Source organism: Streptomyces sp. NPDC023541 (assembly GCF_055559995.1).
In genome coordinates this window covers 482,314-496,548 of the sequence record NZ_JBVHJO010000003.1, presented here as the reverse complement: position 1 = coordinate 496,548, position 14,235 = coordinate 482,314, and the positions used below count along the sequence as shown (strand labels likewise).

14 protein-coding genes and 1 pseudogene are annotated in these 14,235 nt (G+C 70.8%); 8 read left to right on the top strand and 7 right to left on the bottom strand.

Features of this window, described 5'->3' with window-relative positions; genetic code table 11:
- The first annotated feature begins 88 nt into the window (after window positions 1-88).
- The gene (locus ACZ3X1_RS09820; protein ID WP_467278299.1) at window positions 89-1,078 is read left to right on the top strand and encodes a sensor histidine kinase; all 990 of its coding nucleotides are present in this window, start codon (window positions 89-91) and stop codon (window positions 1,076-1,078) included.
- A gap of 10 nt (window positions 1,079-1,088) precedes the next feature.
- Window positions 1,089-1,733, top strand: a complete 645-nt coding sequence (locus tag ACZ3X1_RS09815; RefSeq protein WP_362628631.1) for a response regulator transcription factor — start codon at window positions 1,089-1,091, stop codon at window positions 1,731-1,733.
- Here the strand turns inward: ACZ3X1_RS09815 and ACZ3X1_RS09810 are convergent, their stop codons facing one another.
- From ACZ3X1_RS09810 to ACZ3X1_RS09790, 5 genes are all read right to left on the bottom strand, one after another.
- Window positions 1,734-2,411, bottom strand: coding sequence for a rhomboid-like protein (locus ACZ3X1_RS09810; RefSeq protein ID WP_467278296.1), 678 nt, complete (start codon window positions 2,409-2,411; stop codon window positions 1,734-1,736).
- A gap of 83 nt (window positions 2,412-2,494) precedes the next feature.
- A complete protein-coding gene (locus ACZ3X1_RS09805; RefSeq protein WP_356815343.1) occupies window positions 2,495-3,214 on the bottom strand; it encodes an ABC transporter permease in 720 nt (239 codons plus the stop codon).
- 15 nt (window positions 3,215-3,229) lie between these two features.
- Entirely contained in the window at window positions 3,230-4,141 is a 912-nt protein-coding gene (locus ACZ3X1_RS09800) for an ABC transporter ATP-binding protein (RefSeq protein ID WP_362628637.1), read from the bottom strand.
- Entirely contained in the window at window positions 4,138-5,025 is an 888-nt protein-coding gene (locus ACZ3X1_RS09795; RefSeq protein WP_467278292.1) for an ABC transporter permease subunit, read from the bottom strand. Before ACZ3X1_RS09795 ends, ACZ3X1_RS09800 begins: the two co-directional genes overlap by 4 nt.
- The gene (locus ACZ3X1_RS09790; protein WP_356815340.1) at window positions 5,015-6,004 is read right to left on the bottom strand and encodes an ABC transporter ATP-binding protein; all 990 of its coding nucleotides are present in this window, start codon (window positions 6,002-6,004) and stop codon (window positions 5,015-5,017) included. The genes ACZ3X1_RS09795 and ACZ3X1_RS09790 overlap by 11 nt, the downstream gene beginning before the upstream one ends.
- A 216-nt stretch (window positions 6,005-6,220) precedes the next feature.
- Between ACZ3X1_RS09790 and ACZ3X1_RS09785 the strand changes: the two genes are divergently transcribed.
- The 4 genes and pseudogenes from ACZ3X1_RS09785 to ACZ3X1_RS09770 all read left to right on the top strand — a co-directional run bounded on the left by ACZ3X1_RS09785 (window position 6,221) and on the right by ACZ3X1_RS09770 (window position 9,999).
- Window positions 6,221-7,105 carry a M24 family metallopeptidase gene (locus ACZ3X1_RS09785; protein ID WP_467278290.1) on the top strand — a complete coding sequence of 295 codons (885 nt, stop codon included), beginning with the start codon at window positions 6,221-6,223 and terminating at the stop codon, window positions 7,103-7,105.
- Window positions 7,102-8,892 carry an SDR family oxidoreductase gene (locus tag ACZ3X1_RS09780; RefSeq protein WP_390075308.1) on the top strand — a complete coding sequence of 597 codons (1,791 nt, stop codon included), beginning with the start codon at window positions 7,102-7,104 and terminating at the stop codon, window positions 8,890-8,892. Before ACZ3X1_RS09785 ends, ACZ3X1_RS09780 begins: the two co-directional genes overlap by 4 nt.
- Before the next feature lie 23 nt (window positions 8,893-8,915).
- Window positions 8,916-9,074, top strand: a pseudogene (locus ACZ3X1_RS09775) (metal-dependent hydrolase); the annotation flags it as partial.
- 10 nt (window positions 9,075-9,084) lie between these two features.
- A complete protein-coding gene (locus ACZ3X1_RS09770) occupies window positions 9,085-9,999 on the top strand; it encodes a MerR family transcriptional regulator (RefSeq protein WP_356815337.1) in 915 nt (304 codons plus the stop codon).
- Window positions 10,000-10,115: 116 nt separating this feature from the next.
- Here the strand turns inward: ACZ3X1_RS09770 and ACZ3X1_RS09765 are convergent, their stop codons facing one another.
- Complete coding sequence (locus tag ACZ3X1_RS09765; protein ID WP_467278285.1) at window positions 10,116-10,949, bottom strand: aquaporin; 834 nt, start codon at window positions 10,947-10,949, stop codon at window positions 10,116-10,118.
- Between the two features lie 132 nt (window positions 10,950-11,081).
- Between ACZ3X1_RS09765 and ACZ3X1_RS09760 the strand changes: the two genes are divergently transcribed.
- Window positions 11,082-11,621 (top strand): RNA 2'-phosphotransferase, encoded by a 540-nt coding sequence (locus ACZ3X1_RS09760; protein WP_356815335.1) that lies wholly within the window; start codon window positions 11,082-11,084, stop codon window positions 11,619-11,621.
- Window positions 11,622-12,330: 709 nt separating this feature from the next.
- Here ACZ3X1_RS09760 and ACZ3X1_RS09755 read toward each other — a convergent pair.
- On the bottom strand, window positions 12,331-13,236 hold the full coding sequence (locus ACZ3X1_RS09755) for an LLM class flavin-dependent oxidoreductase (RefSeq protein WP_467278280.1): 906 nt from the start codon (window positions 13,234-13,236) through the stop codon (window positions 12,331-12,333).
- A 106-nt stretch (window positions 13,237-13,342) separates the two neighbouring features.
- Here ACZ3X1_RS09755 and ACZ3X1_RS09750 point away from each other — a divergent pair, with 106 nt between their 5' ends.
- The gene (locus tag ACZ3X1_RS09750) at window positions 13,343-14,230 is read left to right on the top strand and encodes a Cof-type HAD-IIB family hydrolase (protein WP_467278278.1); all 888 of its coding nucleotides are present in this window, start codon (window positions 13,343-13,345) and stop codon (window positions 14,228-14,230) included.
- The last annotated feature ends 5 nt before the right edge of the window (window positions 14,231-14,235 follow it).

The window sequence follows — 14,235 nt, the reverse complement described above, 5'->3', positions numbered from 1 at the left end:
ATCAGCAGGCCGGGCGGCGCCGCCGGGCGGGGCGGATCTGCCGAACGGCGGATGGCCGGCCATCGGCGTGCGCTCGTAGGGTCGGGCCATGAGCGTCAACCTCCGTGCCATATGGGCCCCGTTGCTGGCTTCGGCCGCGCTCGCAGGCATCACCGCCACCGTCCTTGGCGTGCCCGCGACGTGGCTGCTCGTCTGGGCGGGCTTGCTGCTCCTGCTGCTCGCCCTGGCGGCCCGCTGGTCACCGGTGCGTTCGGGGGCCATCGCGGGAGGGCTGGGCGTGGTCGCGGTCTCGGTGTGGCCGGTGCCGCTGGTGTGGGAGACCGGTTCGTGGCTGGATCTCTGCGGCGTGGCCGGCTTCTGGGCCGTCCCTGCGCTCGGAGCCGCACTGGCCGGCGGTTACCTGCGCCGCCAGGCGACCCGGATGGAGCAGGCCGTACGGGATGCCCGGCGCGACCAGCAGCTGGAACTGGCCCGGGACCTGCACGACTTCGTGGCGCATGACGTGAGCGCCATCGTGGTGCAGGCGCAGGCCGCGAGGTTCGTGGCCGAGCAGGACCCCGGGCAGGCGGTCCGCGCGCTGGAGCGGATCGAGGCGGCGGGGCTGAGCGCGCTGGCGTCGATGGACCGCACCGTGCACGCGCTGCAGGAGGCCGCGGGCGGACCGACGGCTCCCGTTCCGGGGCTGGCACAGCTGCCGGAGCTGGTGGCGCGGTTCGAGGGCGGAGCCCTGGACGCCGACCCCGTCGCGATGAGGGAGCTGTCGAGGGAGGCGGACACCACCGCCTACCGGGTGGCCGTCGAGGCGCTGACGAACGTACGCCGGCACGCGCCCGGAGCGGCCGTGGTCCGGGTCGCCGTACGCCGGGCCGGCGCGGGCACCGAGCTGAGCGTGACCAACTCCGCGGCTGCCCGCGGCGGGGTCGTGTTGATGGCCCGCCGCCGGCGGGGCGGTACCGGGCTGGCCGGTCTGCGCGCGCGGGTGGAGGCGGCGGGCGGAACCCTGAGGGCCGGAGCGGACGAGAACGGCGGGTGGCGGGTTTGCGCCGTCTTCCCGGCGCAGGAGAACACCCCCGGGTGATCATGGCGGCGTGACCACACGCATCCTGATAGCCGACGACCAAGAGGACATCCGCAGCGGCTTCCGGCTGATCCTCGACTCGCAGCCGGACATGACCGTCGTGGGGGAGGCGGCGGACGGCGAGAGCGCGGTGGCGCTGGCCCGCCAGCTGCGGCCCGACGTGGTGCTCGCCGACATCCGGATGCCGCGGCTCGACGGGCTGGAGGTGACCCGTCTGCTAACGCCCGAGACGCGGGTGGTGGTCGTGACCACCTTCGACCTCGACGAGTACGTGCACACCGCGCTGCGCAACGGGGCCTGCGGCTTCCTGCTGAAGCGGTCCGGACCGGCGCTGCTGATCGAGGGCGTACGGGCCGCTATGGCGGGGGACACCCTGATCAGTCCACAAATCACGGTGCGACTGCTGAGTCGGCTGACGCAGCCCGCTCCGGCCGCACGGCCGAGGGCCCATCCGCTGACGGAGCGGGAGCTGGACATCGTACGGCTGGTGGCGCGGGGGCTCACCAATGCCGAAATCGGCGCGGAACTGTTCATCACCGCGGGCACCGCCAAAACCCACATCGCGAACGTCCAGGCAAAGACCGGGGCTCGGAACCGGGTGGGGATCGCCGCATGGGCATGGGAGCACGGCGTCGTGAAAGCGGAGGCCCACTAGTCACGTTTCACGTGAAACGGGGCCTTGTTTCGTGAAACGGGGCCTTGTTTCACGTGAAACAACGTGGCGGGTGAGAGGCCAGGACAGCAGTCCGACGGCGAGCGCGATGGCGTGGCCGAGGTCGGTGAAGGTACCGCCGGTGGCGAGGGGAATCCCGAAGAAGGCGATCGCGCCGACCAGGTAGATCCATCTCCAGGGGCTGGGGAGCCGGTAGGTGAGGACACCGATGGAGGCCGCGAGTCCATAGCTGACGCCGATGTCGACGACATGGGTCATGCTGCGCGGGGCGCGGTGGTCCTGGATGGCCGTCAGAAGGACCTTCTGACTGATCAGCGTGGCGACGACATGGGCGGTGACCACGATCACGAACCAGCGCAGGGTTCCGATCCAGCGTTCGACGGAAGCGTGGAACACCTCGAAGAGCACGGCGTAGAGAGCCAGTGAGGCAGGGTTCACGATCCAGAACGCGCTGCTGATGAGTGCTCGAACGGGATGCTGGACGAGCTGGTGGATGTTGCTGCTGTTGCGATGGAGCAGGACGCGATCCACCTGGTCGGGGGCTATCGCCACGATGACGCTGGTCACGGCGATGATCAGAAGCCAGATGTGCGTTCCGGGCGAGGAACGTATCCAGGACCGCAGGGGCCGGGAAGGCTCCGGGTCGGTTCTCTCGCTCATGCACCGATGATGACCCGCAAAGCGGTGCCCCGCCTGGCCGATGGGCCGGGCGGGGCACGGTTGCGCGAGTGAAGCGGCTGGGCCTACTCCTCGCCGGCCAGCGTGAGGCGGCGCAGCTTCTGGCCCGCGTAGACCGTGGCTCCGACGGTGACCACGACGAGCAGCACCGAGGCGGTGGGCAGGCCCACCGTGGCGTCGACGTAGCCCTGTCCGGCCACCTTTTCGGCCAGGGCCAGGGCCCACTGCTGAACGCTGAGGGTCTTGGCGCCCGAGACGAGGCTGCCGAAGAGCGACTCCCAGATCAGGGCGTAGACCAGGCCGAAGACGACCGCGTGCCGGCTGACCGTGCCCAGCAGCAGGAACAGCGCGCTGTAGGCGATCGAGGCCACGAGCGCGGCGATCGTGTAGGCGACGGCGATCTGCTGGCCGTTGCCGTTCAGGATGAATCCGGCGATCAGGGTGGGGATCGCGGAGAAGGCCATGGTGACGGCGATGGCCACGATCAGCTTGGTCATGATGATCGTCGGCCGCTTCACCGGCTTCGCCAGCAGGTAGACGATGGAGCCGTCGTCGATCTCGGGACCGATGGCGCCGGTGCCGGCGATTACACCGATCAGCGGGACCATGGTGGCGAGGGCGAAGCCTCCGAGCAGGTCCGCCGCGACCTTGTCGTCCACCCCCGTGAAGGCGCGGACGGCGATGGCGATGACGATCAGCAGGGCGGGGAGCGCGAAGAGGATCAGTGCGCGGCGCCGGCCGAGCAGGGCCCGGTAGGTGAGCCGGGCGACGGTGGGGTTGTACATGGGTGCCAGCTCCTTTCAGGCCGTGACGAGGTAGGAGAAGACCGACTCGAGGGACTCGTCGGAGGGCGAGACCGTCAGCAGCCGAATGTCGTGCTGTCGGGCCACCACGGGCAGCAGTTCCGTGAAGCGGCCGAAGTCGACGGCCTGGATGCGCAGGGCGCCCTCCTTCAGGTCGACCTCGATGCCGGCCGTGGAGGGGTCGGCGATCAGGGCCGCTGCGAGGGCCCGGTCGTCGGAGGAGCGGACGAGGTAGCGGTGCGGGCGGTCCGTCATCAGGCGGCGGATCTTGCGGAAGTCGCCGGAGGCGGCGTGCCGTCCGGCCACGACCACCTCGATGTGCGAGGCGAGCTGCTCGACCTCCTCCAGGATGTGGGAGGAGAACAGGACGGTGCGTCCTTCGGCCCCCATGCGGCGCAGCAGGTCCATCAGCTGCATCCGCTGCCGGGGGTCCATTCCGTTGAACGGCTCGTCCAGGAGCAGCACGGACGGGTCGTGGACGAGGGCGGACGCCATCTTCACGCGCTGGCGCATGCCCTTGGAGTAGGTGGAGATCTTGCGGTCCTGCGCGTACTCCATTTCGACGGTGGCCAGTGCGCGCTGCGCGGCCGCGTCGTCGAGGCCGTGGAGCTCGGCGTTGGCGACGACGAACTCACGGCCGGTGAGGAAGTCGTACATCGCCTCGCGCTCGGGCACGACGCCCACGTGCTTGTAGATCTGCTCGTTGCGCCAGATCGGAGCGCCGTCGAGGGTGACGGTGCCCGTGGAGGGGGCGAGGAAGCCGCCCATCATGTTGATGAGCGTGGACTTGCCCGCGCCGTTGGGGCCCAGCAGTCCCGTGACGCCGGGGCCGATGCGCATGGTCACGTCGTTGACGGCGACGACGTTCCCGAACCAGCGGGAGGTGTGGTCGATGTCGATGGTGGTCACAGCCCGGCCTTCCGGTAGCGGGCCATCAGGGCGGCGTAGGAGCCGGCGATCAGGCCGAGGGCGACGAGCAGGTAGACGAAGCCGATGCCGGCCGAGGGGCCCTCACCGCCGGGGAAGGCGGAGGTGGCGCCGAGGAACGCGGTCTGAACACCGTCGATCAGGGTGATCGGGGAGAACAGGCCCAGCCAGTCGATGGCTCCCGTGTTTCCGGTGCTGTAGGCGATGCCCTGTACCGCGGTGACCGCCCCGTACGGGATCAGGAGCACCGCGATGATCGCCGCGACGCCGAACCCGCGCCGCGGGGTCAGCGCGGCCATCACCAGGCCGATCCCGGAGAAGAGCAGCGACAGCAGCACAACCGACACCAGTCCTTGCCCGAATCCCTTGGTCTGGTCGGCGAAGTCGAACTTCGCCAGGAGCGCGCCGATCCACATGATCAGCAGCGGGGTCGCGGTGAGGATGAACATCGCCGTGGCCATGGCCGCGTACTTGGCGACGACATAGTCGACGCGCTCGATGGGCCGCGAGAAGTAGAGCGGTACCGTCTTGAAGCGCAGGTCACGCGAGACGGACTGCGGGGCCTGGGAGGCGAGGTAGAGGCCGATGACCACCTGGGTGGTCAGGGCGTACGTCGTGTACTTGATCGGCAGGTCCGTGGAGCCGGGCACCGCGATGGCCACCGCGACGATGATCAGCGCCGGAACGCACATCACCGCGAAGAGCAGCATCGGGAGGACCTTGGACTTGGCGGACCGGCCGAGCCCGTAGGCGCCGCGCAGAGACTGCGAGAACAGCGACTTGCGGGCGTAGGCACGGCCGAGCCGCGGTCCGTCGTAGGACCGGTAGCCGATGTTGTGGATCTGTGTCGACGTCTCAGGCGCCATCGGAACCGGCTCCCTTCTGCTGAGCGGTGTACGCGGGCTGGTCGTTGTCGCGGAAGACCTCCGCGATGTGGTGGCGGCGCTGTTCCATGCGGACCAGGCCGATGCCCAGCTCGGCGACGGTGTCGCGGATGGTGTCGTAGGTGTGCTCGCCGGTGGCCTCGACGAGGAGGATGTGGCCGGCTCCGGGCAGGCCCTGCTCCGCGCCGACGTGCAGGGCGATGCCCGCCTCGGCGAGTGCCTTGCGCAGGGCGGCGGTGCCGTCCGGGTGGGCGTCGGAGTCGGTGACCTCGACCGCGAGGGTCGTGGTGGTCTGGGTGAAGTCGCTGGTGGAGCTGGAGCGCAGCAGCTTGCCGCCGTCGACGACCACGACGTGGTCGCAGGTCCGCTCGAGCTCGCCGAGGAGGTGCGAGGTGACCAGGACGGAGATGCCGAAGTCGGTGTAGACGCGGCGGATCAGGCCGAGCATCTCGTCGCGCCCGACCGGGTCCAGGCCGTTGGTCGGCTCGTCGAGGAGGACCAGCTGGGGGTCGTGGACGAGTGCCTGGGCGAGCTTGACGCGCTGCTTCATGCCCGTGGAGTAGCCGCCGATGGGGCGGTAGCGCTCCTCGTACAGCCCGACGTGGCGCAGGGTGTCGGCGGTGCGCTCGCGGGCCGCGGTCGGCGGCAGCCCGGACATGCGCGCCATGTGGACGACGAACTCGGTGGCCGAGACGTCGGGTGGCAGACAGTCGTGCTCGGGCATGTACCCGACGCGTTCACGGATGGCGCTGCCATGCGTATTGACGTCGAGGCCGAGCACGGCGGCGCTGCCCTCGGTGGCGGGGGACAGTCCCAGCAGAATCTTGATCAGCGTGGACTTGCCGGCTCCGTTGGCGCCCACGAGCCCGGTCACGCCGGGTCCGATGTCCAGGGAGAGCCGGTCGAGGGCGGTCACTCGGGGGTACCGCTTGCTCAGGCTTTCAGTCGCGATGACAGTCACGGCTCAGACGTTAGTGGCATGGCTCTTGCCAGGCGTCAGACCTGGAGCTGGATCCCGTCTCCGCCTTCCGGCGTACATACCCGTACTGGAGGCTGATGTGGACCGGACAACTTTGTCCACAGGTCCGTGCATGACCCTTGACGTGATCTCCGCTCATTGTCACATTCATCAGTGTCAACTTACGGGCGCGTACGGCTCTACGGATGGACGGCTGACATGGCTGGGGACACCAGGCAACGCACCGCGCGACACCCGGGACGGCAATCCGGGCGGCCCTCCGCCGAGCTGAGCGGGTTCAGAGAGGTGCAGCGCCTCTCGTACGAGTGCGCCGAGGCGGTCGCGGCCCAGCTGCGGCCCGGGGTGACCGAGCGCGAGGCCGCGCGCATGCAGCGGGAGTGGCTGCGCGACCGCGGGGTCCGGGACTGGTTCCACCTGCCGTTCGCCTGGTTCGGGGACCGCACCGCCTTCGCGAACTTCCGCATCCCGCTGCAGTTCTTCCCGACGAACCGGCGGCTGGAGCCGGGGATGCCGTTCATCCTGGACATGGCGCCGGTCTACAAGGGCTTCTCGGCGGACATCGGCTACTCGGGCAGCCTCGGCCTGAATCCGGTACAGGACCGGCTCATGTCCGATCTTCGGGAGCACCGGACACTGATCCTGGAGCAGGTGCGGGAGCGCCGCTCCCTGCGCGAGATCTACGAGGACGTCGAGCGGCTGATGAACCGGCAGGGGTACGCCAACCGGCACCGCGCCTACCCCTTCGGCGTGATCGCCCACAAGATCGACCGGGTCAAGGAGCGGCGCTGGTCGCCGACGGCGTTCGGTTTCGGCACGCAGTCCCTCAAGGGGCTGGCCAGTGACGCCCTGCACGGGCACCGTGAGGGCTGGTCCCCGCTGTGGAGCCCCTACCAGTTCTCCGACCACCCGCCGCAGCCCGGCCTGTGGGCGGTGGAGCCGCACCTGGGCTTCCGGGGCACCGGCGCGAAGTTCGAGGAGATCCTCGTGGTCACCGACTCCCGGGACCCCGAGGAGAGCGCCTTCTGGCTGGACGACGATCTGCCGCACGTGCGGCGCTGGGCCGAGGAGGAGAAGGCAGCATGAGCGGCGTGAGCGGAGCAGGAGCGGCGGAACTCGCGGGTGCGCGGGAGCACTGGGTGCGCACCGGCGGGATCGAGTTGTGCGTGGTCGAGCTCGGCGAGAGGGGCCGCCCGACCGTACTGCTGGTGCACGGCTACCCCGACAGCAAGGAAGTCTGGACGGAGGTCGCCGAGCGGCTCGCGTCGCGCTTCCACGTGGTGCTCTATGACGTGCGCGGCCACGGGCGCTCCACCGCGCCGCAGCCGTTGCGCGGCGGCTTCACCCTGGAGAAGCTGACCGACGACTTCCTGGCGGTGGCGGACGCGGTCAGTCCGGACCGTCCGGTGCACCTGGTGGGCCACGACTGGGGGTCCGTACAGGGCTGGGAGTTCGCGACGGTCGGCCGTACGGAGGGGCGGATCGCGTCCTTCACCTCGATGTCGGGGCCCTCGCTGGACCACCTCGGGCACTGGATCAAGAAGCGCATGTCGCGGCCGACCCCGCGGGCGGCGGCGCAGCTCCTCGCCCAGGGCGCCAAGTCCTGGTACGTCTACATGCTGCACACCCCCGTGCTGCCGGAGCTCGCCTGGCGCGGGCCTCTCGGCAAGCGGTGGCCCAAGGTGCTGCAACGCGTCGAGAAGGTGCCGGCCGGCTCCTACCCGACGGCCTCGCTTCCCTCGGACGCGGCGCACGGCGCCTGGCTCTACCGCGACAATGTGCGGCCGCGGCTGCGCCGGCCGCGCTCCGACGCCTACGCCCACGTACCGGTGCAGCTGATCACTCCGACCGGGGACGCGTTCCTGTCCGAGCGGCTCTACGACGGTCTGGAGCGGTGGGCCCCGGACCTGCTGCGGCGGACCCTGCCGGCCAAGCACTGGATCCCCCGGACCCGGCCCGACCAGCTGGCCTCCTGGATCGCGGAATTCGTCATGTCCCGTCAGGAGCCGGCCGCCCGGGCACCTCAGCAGAAGGCCCCGGCCAAGTATGCCGACCGCTTCGGCGGCCAGCTGGTCCTGGTCACCGGCGCGGCCAGCGGCATCGGCCGGGCCACCGCCTTCGCCTTCGCCGAGGCGGGAGCACGGGTGGTGGCCGTGGACCGCGACGCGGAGGGCGCGGCGCGCACGGCCGACATGGCCCGACTCGTCGGCGCCTCCGAGGCGTGGGCCGAGTGCGTCGACGTCAGCGACGAGCAGGCGATGGAGAAACTGGCGGCGAAGGTCGCCGCCGAGTACGGAATCGTCGACGTCCTGGTCAACAACGCCGGCATCGGTCTGTCCGGCGCCTTCCTCGACACCACCGCCGAGGACTGGAGGAAGGTCTTGGACGTCAATCTGTGGGGTGTCATCCACGGCTGCCGGATCTTCGGGAAGCTGATGGCGGAGCGCGGCCAGGGCGGGCACATCGTCAACACGGCGTCCGCCGCGGCCTATCTGCCCTCCCGCACCCTGCCCGCCTACAGCACCTCGAAGGCCGCGGTGCTGATGCTGTCGCAGTGCCTGCGCGCGGAGCTCGCCTCGAAGTCCATCGGGGTCTCCGCGATCTGCCCCGGCATCGTCAACACCAACATCACCGCCACCTCGCGCTTCGCCGGTGTGGACGAGGCGGAGGAGAAGCGCCGCCAGGAACGCTCCTCACGGCTCTATGGCCTGCGCAACTTCCCGCCGGAGAAGGTGGCCGACGCGATCCTGCGCGCCGTGGTCCGCAACGAGGCGGTCGTACCGGTCACGCCCGAGTCCAAGGGCGCCCTGTGGATGTCCCGTTTCGCGCCGCGCGCCCTGCGGCGCATCGCACGAGTGGAGCCCAAGTTGTGAGCGGGGGCCCGTATCCGGCCTCGCCCACGTGGAGAGAGCCCGGCACGGCCATATCCCGCTACTTCCGGCGGTCGTACCATCCCTCGCAGGAGGGCTCGCTGCGCAGGGCGGTCGAGTACCTTGCGGCTTCACCTGCCGCCCGGGCCGCAGCCGGCGCGGTCGGCCGAGCCGCCATGTCGTAGGGAGCCGGGATTGTCCGATCAGGCGGTAGCCGAGTACCGGATCGAGGATCTGGCGCACCACAGCGGAGCGACGGTGCGCACGATCCGCGCGTACCAGGACCGCGGGCTGCTGCCCAAGCCGGAGCGGCGGGGCCGCTCCAACGTCTACCGGGACACGCATCTGGCGCGGCTGCGGCAGATCGCCGACCTGCTGGACCGGGGCTACACCCTGGCCTCCATCAAGGAGCTGCTGGAGGCCTGGGACGCGGGGCGCGGCCTGGGCGGCGTACTGGGGCTGGTCGCCGAGGTGCACGGGCCGTGGACCGACGAGGAGGCGGCCCGGATCAGCCGGGACGAGCTGAACGAACGGTTCGGCGGCCTGCCGGACGACGACGCGGTGGGCGAAGCCTGCGAGCTGGGCGTGCTGGAGCGGATCCCGGGGCGCCCGGACCAGTTCCTGGTGCCGTCCCCGCAGGAGCTGGCGGTAGCCGCCGAGCTGTACGCGGCCGGGGTGCCGCTCGCGGCGATCACCGGTCACCTGCGGGAACTGCGCGGCCAAGTGGAGCACATCGCCTCGCGGTTCCTGGAGTTCACCACCGAGCACGTCTTCGCGCGCTACCTCGGGCAGGTGCCGCCCACGGACGCCGACGCAGCGGAGGCGGCGACGATGGTGCGGCGGCTGCGGCCGCTTGCGCAGCAGACCGTGGACGCGGAGCTGGCGCGGGCGATGCGGCTCTTCGCCACCCGGCACCTCCAGCGGCACCTCGGAGCGGCCGCCACCCCGCAGCCGACGGGGGCCTCGCCGGTCGCGCTGCCGGCCGGGACGGTACGGGCGGTGCAGGAACTGGTCGGCGCCGAACACGTGGCGGAGTTCGTACGGGCCGCGACGGAGCGGGAGCTCCAGGCCCGGACGATGAACGACCTGGCGAGCCGGGCGGGCCGGTAGCGCCTGAACGGAATTGGTCCACAGGTTCCACAGGGCGGATCACGCGTTTGCCGTCAAAACCCGCCCAAACGGCTGTGGACAAGTGCCCTTTTCCTGTGGGTAACTGAGACGGCGTCTCAGCCTACGGTCCGGTACGCGGCCCTGCTGGGACCCTCGCCGTCCGCCGCGGCGACCCCGGGGAGCGCGGCCGGCACGGCCGCTGCGCCCGGCTTCGGCTCGGCCTCAGGGCCTTCGCCGCCGTCCCCCCGGCCGCCCGCGCCGTCCTTCACCCCGGTCCCGTAGAGGAGGGCGGCCAGGGCCAGACCGAGGATCCCGCCGGTCAGCTGGGCGGCGACGAAGCCGGGCAGCGACCCGGGCGCTATGCCGGTGAAGGAGTCGCTGAAGCTGCGCCCGATGGTGCCGGCCGGGTTGGCGAAGGAACCCGAGGAGGTGAACCAGATCGCGGCCGCGATGTAGGCCGCCACCGCCGCCGGTATCAGCCCGCCGCGCCCGATGCGCCCCAGCCCCTGGATCACGAGGACAAGACCGGCGGTGGCGATCACCTCACCGACGAGCAGGTGGCCCCCGTCGCGCACCTGGGTGGCGAAGGTTCCGGGGGTCCGGCCGAACATGGCTTCCGCGAGGACGGCGCCGCCGATGGCACCGGCCGTCTGGGCGACGACGTAGACGGACACCTCACGGCCGCCGAGTCCCGTACCGCCGGTGCGGCGGGCCCACCAAGAGGTGAGGGTCACCACCGGGTTGAGGTGGGCGCCGGACAGCGGCCCGAAGAGCGTGATGATCAGCCCGAGGCCGATCGCCGACACGAACGAGTTGGCGATGAGGGCGACACCGGTGTCGGTGCTGAGCTCCGCGGCCTTGAGCCCGGAGCCGATGACGACCACGAGCAGGCCGGCCGTCCCGATCAGCTCGGCAGCCGCACGGCGTGGCAGAGAGGTATGGGCTGTCATGGGTTCTCCCCCTGGGTGAGTGTTAGTGGAAAATATATTCCGCATCTTGGAATGTCGACAGGGGGTGTCCAGTGCTGCGCGGCCGTCGAAAATCGCTGCCGCGGGGCCTGCAGAGCGGGCACGCTGGGATTCATGGATGAAAGACGCACCGTAAAGGTGTCGAAGTACGTCTCGAAACACCTGCGGCACCAGCCGGAACGGATCGGACTGGTGCTCGATCCCCACGGCTGGGTGGAGATCGACGACCTGCTGCGCGCCGCCGCCGCGCACGGTTTCCACTTCAGCCGCGCCGAACTCGACCATGTCGTTGCCGCCAACGACAAGCAGCGGTTCGCCGTCGACGGCACGCGCATCCGCGCCAGCCAGGGGCACACCGTGGCCGTGGACCTGGACCTGCCGGAGGCCGAACCGCCGGCGTACCTCTACCACGGCACCGTAGCCGCCGCCCTCGACTCGATCCGCGCCGAGGGCCTACGCCCGATGGCCCGCCACCACGTGCACCTGTCCCCCGACCGGGAGACCGCGACCCGGGTCGGCGCGCGCCGCGGCCGGCCCGTCGTGCTCAGCGTGGACGCCGGGGCGATGCGTGCGGCCGGGCACGTCTTCCGGATCAGCGCCAACGGGGTGTGGCTGGTGGACACCGTGCCCCCGCAGTTCCTGCGCTTCCAGTAGCCCGGACGGCGGCCCTTCCCCTGACTGGCCTGGCGGCCGAGCGCGACGACATTCTGGCGGGGCGAATCTGATGTGCGCCGGGTAGCCGCACCGCATGCCCGCCTCCTCGCTGCTGCCACTGCCACTGCCGCTGCTGCTGCGGCCCGGCCGGACCGACGAGGCGCGGTCGCACCACCTGCGCGGCTACCGCATGGCCTGCGGCAACGAGAGCCTGCTGCCCTGGGTCGGCAAGCGCATCGGGTTCTGCGTGCTCACCGGCAACACCTCGCGCGGCTTGGGGATCCTGGCCGAACACGTCGCCCGCGTGGCGCCGCTCGCGAACCTCGACGACCGGCCCGGCCTTCCACGGGCGACATCCTCATCCTGCTGCACCGCCTGCGGGAACTGGCCCACGGGGACCTCCCGGCCGCCTCCGAGCTGTATGAGGTGCTCCACCCCGGCTGCCTCGACACCGCCCGGGTCTCGCAGCGGTTCCTGCTGGGGCGGCCGTGCGCCGCCGGCGGCGGACCTGCCGCTGGGGTGCGCGGTGCCGGGCTGCCCCGGCACGCCTCCGGCACCGCCGACGCCGCCTCCGGGCCGGGAGCACTCGGACCTGAGCCATCCCAGCCCGACGGGCGCGCTGCGCCGGGGCTGCGGACTGGCTCCTGTCCTCCGCCGAGCGGCTGCTGGAGCAGTTGAAGGGCCGGGGGGCCGGGTAACGGTCGGTGGATCAGCTGTCGAGCTGTGCCAGGGCCTCGGTGGCGATCTTCTCGAAGACGGCCTCGTCGGCGGCGAAGTCGGAGTCCGGGATCGGTGCGTGGATGACCAGCTCCGTGAAGCCCAGGTCGCGGTGCCGGCCCGCGAAGTCGACGAACGCGTCCACGGACTCCAGCACGGTGTTGGCCTCGGGCGTGAAGCCGGTCAGCAGGATCTTCTCCATGGGCTCGGGAGCCCGGCCGATCTCCACGAAGGCCTTGTCGAGCCGTTCGAGCTGCGCTCGCAGGGCCTCCAGCGACTGCTCGGGCGTGCCGCTCTCGAAGAGCTTGGGGTCACCCGTGGTCACCCACGCCTGCCCGTACCGGGCGGCGAGCCGCAGACCGCGCGGGCCGGTCGCGGCCACCGCGAACGGCAGCCGCGGCCCCTGCACGCAGCCGGGGATGTTGCGGGCCTCCTCCGCCGAGTAGAAGGTGCCTTCATGGCTCACGGAACCTTCGGTCAGCAGCCGGTCCAGCAACGGCACGAACTCGGCGAAGCGGTCGGCGCGCTCACGCGGGGACCAGGCCTCCTGGCCCAGCGCCGTCGCGTCGAACCCGTTGCCGCCGGCGCCGATGCCGAGGGTGATACGGCCGCCCGAGATGTCGTCCAAGGTCATGAGCTCCTTGGCCAAGGTCACCGGATGACGGAAGTTCGGCGAGGTGACGAGCGTGCCCAGGCGCAGCCGCTCGGTGGCGGCGGCCGCCGCGGTGAGGGTAGGCACCGCACCGAACCAGGGGCCGTCGCGGAAGGTGCGCCACGACAAGTGGTCGTAGGTGTAGGCCGTGTGGAACCCGAGCTGCTCGGCTCGCAGCCACTGGTCTCGACCCCCCTCGTGCCATCGACGTACCGGAAGGATCACCGTGCTCAGACGCAGACTCATGCGTCGAGCCTACGGCGGGCCGATGTTTCACGTGAAACATTGCGTTTCACGTGAAACATCGGCCCGACCCCAGCCTGGCTTGATCATGGTCCGGTCCTCCGCTCACATGGGCGAAGATGGAGCCGTGACCTCGGCTCCTCAGCGCCCGGACGGGCCAATCCCCATGCCCCGGCTCATCGCCACCGACCTCGACGGCACCCTGCTGCATGACGACAAGTCCGTCTCGCCGCGTACCGTCGCCGCACTGGCCGCTGCCGAGGAGGCCGGGATCGAGGTCTTCTTCGTCACCGGCCGCCCCGCCCGGTGGATGGATGTGGTCGCCGACCATGTCCACGGACACGGCCTCGCGATCTGCGCCAATGGCGCGGCGGTCGTCGACCTGCACGCCGGGCGAGAGTTCGTACAGGTCAGGGCCCTCCCCAGGGAGGCCGCACTCTCCGTCGTCGAAGCCCTGCGCGCGGCGGCGCCCGGCACGTCCTTCGCAGTCGAGCTGACCACCGGCATCAACTACGAGCCGGAGTACCCGCCCTTCTTCAAGGACCCGGGCGCCAAGCTCGCGACCGCCGAGGAGCTGCTCCACGAGGAGGCGAACGAGAGCGTCGCGCCCGTGCTCAAGCTGCTGGCGCACCACTCGGAGATCACCCCGGACGAGTTCCTCGCACTGGCCCGCACCGCCGCGGGCGAGTACGCATCGATCACCCGGTCCAGCCCCACCTCCCTGCTGGAGATCAGTGGACACGGCGTGTCGAAGGCGAGCACTCTGGCGCTGTGCTGCGCCGAACGGGGCATCGTCCCCGAGGAGGTCGTCGCGTTCGGGGACATGCCGAACGATGTGGAGATGCTCAGCTGGGCCGGCACCTCTTACGCGATGGGCAATGCCCACCCCGATGTGATCACGGCCGCGTCCGGCCGGACCGTCGCCAACAACGAGGACGGGGTCGCCCTCGTCATCGAGCGCATCCTGGCCGAACGCCTCGCACGCCACCAGGCGTAGGCCGC

What these genes read in the sequence shown, in the direction of transcription:
- ACZ3X1_RS09820 (WP_467278299.1), top strand. Translation starts at nt 89, where the DNA reads ATGAGCGTCAACCTCCGTGCCATATGGGCCCCGTTGCTGGCTTCGGCC.
- ACZ3X1_RS09780 (WP_390075308.1), top strand. Translation starts at nt 7,102, where the DNA reads ATGAGCGGCGTGAGCGGAGCAGGAGCGGCGGAACTCGCGGGTGCGCGG.
- ACZ3X1_RS09785 (WP_467278290.1), top strand. Translation starts at nt 6,221, where the DNA reads ATGGCTGGGGACACCAGGCAACGCACCGCGCGACACCCGGGACGGCAA.
- ACZ3X1_RS09795 (WP_467278292.1), bottom strand. Translation starts at nt 5,025, where the DNA reads ATGGCGCCTGAGACGTCGACACAGATCCACAACATCGGCTACCGGTCC.
- ACZ3X1_RS09810 (WP_467278296.1), bottom strand. Translation starts at nt 2,411, where the DNA reads ATGAGCGAGAGAACCGACCCGGAGCCTTCCCGGCCCCTGCGGTCCTGG.
- ACZ3X1_RS09765 (WP_467278285.1), bottom strand. Translation starts at nt 10,949, where the DNA reads ATGACAGCCCATACCTCTCTGCCACGCCGTGCGGCTGCCGAGCTGATC.
- ACZ3X1_RS09805 (WP_356815343.1), bottom strand. Translation starts at nt 3,214, where the DNA reads ATGTACAACCCCACCGTCGCCCGGCTCACCTACCGGGCCCTGCTCGGC.
- ACZ3X1_RS09750 (WP_467278278.1), top strand. Translation starts at nt 13,343, where the DNA reads ATGGGCGAAGATGGAGCCGTGACCTCGGCTCCTCAGCGCCCGGACGGG.
- ACZ3X1_RS09760 (WP_356815335.1), top strand. Translation starts at nt 11,082, where the DNA reads ATGGATGAAAGACGCACCGTAAAGGTGTCGAAGTACGTCTCGAAACAC.
- ACZ3X1_RS09755 (WP_467278280.1), bottom strand. Translation starts at nt 13,236, where the DNA reads ATGAGTCTGCGTCTGAGCACGGTGATCCTTCCGGTACGTCGATGGCAC.